Origin of the sequence: Mesorhizobium sp. M7A.F.Ca.US.014.04.1.1 (genome assembly GCF_003998745.1) — a bacterium.
Classification (GTDB): Bacteria; Pseudomonadota; Alphaproteobacteria; order Rhizobiales; family Rhizobiaceae; genus Mesorhizobium; species Mesorhizobium ciceri.
In genome coordinates this window covers 1-2085 of the sequence record NZ_RZRW01000790.1, presented here as the reverse complement: position 1 = coordinate 2085, position 2085 = coordinate 1, and the positions used below count along the sequence as shown (strand labels likewise).

The 2085-nt window shown below is 61.2% G+C and carries 3 protein-coding genes and 1 pseudogene; all 4 read left to right on the top strand.

Translation table 11 applies throughout. The features are described 5' to 3' along the window. Positions 1 to 940 (top strand): FAD-binding oxidoreductase (locus EOA22_RS31520; RefSeq protein WP_127390504.1); only part of this gene is annotated, 940 nt, incomplete at its 5' end. Between the two features lie 2 nt (positions 941 to 942). Then, positions 943 to 1305 (top strand): AraC family ligand binding domain-containing protein, encoded by a 363-nt coding sequence (locus EOA22_RS31515; RefSeq protein WP_164747152.1) that lies wholly within the window; start codon positions 943 to 945, stop codon positions 1303 to 1305. A gap of 82 nt (positions 1306 to 1387) precedes the next feature. Continuing rightward, positions 1388 to 1670 (top strand): annotated as a pseudogene (locus tag EOA22_RS31510) (tyrosine-type recombinase/integrase); the annotation flags it as partial. Positions 1671 to 1826: 156 nt separating this feature from the next. After that, positions 1827 to 2085 (top strand): helix-turn-helix domain-containing protein (locus tag EOA22_RS31505; RefSeq protein ID WP_164747151.1); only part of this gene is annotated, 259 nt, incomplete at its 3' end.

The following is a 2085-nucleotide window of genomic DNA, read 5'->3' as shown; positions in this document are numbered from 1 at the left end:
GCGCGACGAGATCGCCGCGCTGGCAGGCACGACGAGCCACCTCGGCGGCGCGTTCGACGCTTCGTCGGCAACAGTGCATCCCGGATTCCTGGTGCGCGGCCTGCGTCGTGCAGCGCTAAAGCGCGGCGTTCGGATCTATGAAAAGTCGCCGATGAAGCGGTTTTCACGACGGGGCAAGCTCACGGTGGAAACGGCGAAAGGAACTGTATCCTGCGGCAAGGTCGTGCTTGCCATGAATGCCTGGTCCGGCGCGATTCCGGAACTGGCCCCTGCGATCTTCAACATCTCCAGCGACGACGCCATGTCACAGCCCATTCCAGACCTTCTCGACAAGATCGGCTACCGCCGGGCGCCGCTGATGATCGATTCCCGCGTCTTCGTTGGCGGCTGGGCTCCGACGCGCGATGGTCGGCTGTCCGTCGGCGTCAGCGGTGGCGTTATTGGCTTCGGCGGCATCGTCGACCAGCGTTTCCATGGCCAGTCGCCCCGTGTCGCCGAAATGCGTCGCGCGCTGCGGGACGGCCACCCGGCGCTCGCCGATTTTCCGCTCGAGACATCATGGAACGGCCCGATCGACCGGACGGTGAGCGGCGTGCCACTTTTCGGCGCTTTGCGCGCCAACCGCGATGTCGTTTACGGCTATGGCTTTTCCGGCAATGGCACGACAATGGCTTATATCGGCGGCGAGATCCTCACCGGCCTGTTGACTGACGGTGAATCGGAACTGACGCATTCGGCGCTGGTTCGTCCGGTAACGCGCGGTTTCCCGCCCGAACCCTTTCGCTTTGTCGGTGCACATTTTGTCCGCGGCGCTGTGCGTCGGCGTGACGATTTCGAACATGCCGGGCGCAAGCTCGATCCGGTGACGAGATGGCTCGCCGGGCTGGCTCCGTCCGGCGTCACTCCCTCCAAAGCCAATCTTCGCGCAAAAAAGGGATGACGATGTCCAAGGCCAAGATTTTCAAGCACAGCGAGTTGACCCTAAAGCCATCGGTCACGCCGACCGGAACGTCTTCGATCGCGCGCGTGATCAATGCCGAGATCAGCCGGACCATGGGCGGCGGCATCGAGTATCTGGAGAACGCCTCGATCGACTGGACCGTGACCTATGACGAGGTGCTGTTCATCCATGAAGGCACGCTGACGATCGAACTGGATGACGGCCGCCACGAATGCCGCCCTGGCGACATCGTCTGGCTGCCCAACGGCACCCACCTCAAATACATCGCCACCGAGCGTACCGGCTATTTTTACTGTCTGTACCCATACGACTGGGCAGCACGGCAAGGGACGGTAGAACCTTGAAGTGGCAGGCATATCATGGATTGGCCCTTCACGGCGCAGTTCCGGGGTAGCGAAACTGCTGTTTTGGCATCTCCGCGCCGACCGGCGCGGCGAAACAGTTCTAGTCACGGAATATGGCCAACCTTTCTCGCCGAAATCTCTGACCGGTGCTATGACCCACTGGTGCGCTCTCGCGGGATTGCCGAAGGGCCTTACGCTGCATGGTCTGCGGAAGTCACTTGGGGTCTATCTCGCCGAAGCGGAGGCATCCACCAGGCAGATGTTGGATGTCTCGGCCATGACGACATTGACCATGCCGAACTCTATTCCCGGGAAGCGTCGCAGGTGCGTTGGCTGTGCAGGGCATGGACCGAGTCGTACGGCTGGTAACGCGCTTGGCGAACCTCGTGGCGAACCTGTCAATAAACCCATTGATAATAATGCCCTTCCCGAGAGATGGGTGACAGTTCATTCTGGATAGATGGGTTACACTTTCGGCCCTTTGCAAGGAGAGCAAGGTGCCTTGGAGGGAGTGTAACGTCATGGAAGAGCGGCTGAAGTTCGTCGCCCGGCTGCTGGACGGCGAGAAGATGGCGATGCTTTGCCGGGAGTTCGATATCTCGCGCAAGACCGGCTACAAGATCCTCACGCGCTACAACGACAGCGGCCTGGAGGGGCTGACGGACCGATCGCGGCGGCCCTATCGCCACGCCAATCAGCTTCCGTTTCAAATCGAGAAGCTGATTGTGCGCCTCAAGCAAGACAAGCCGACATGGGGTGCGCCGAAGATACGCGAGCGGC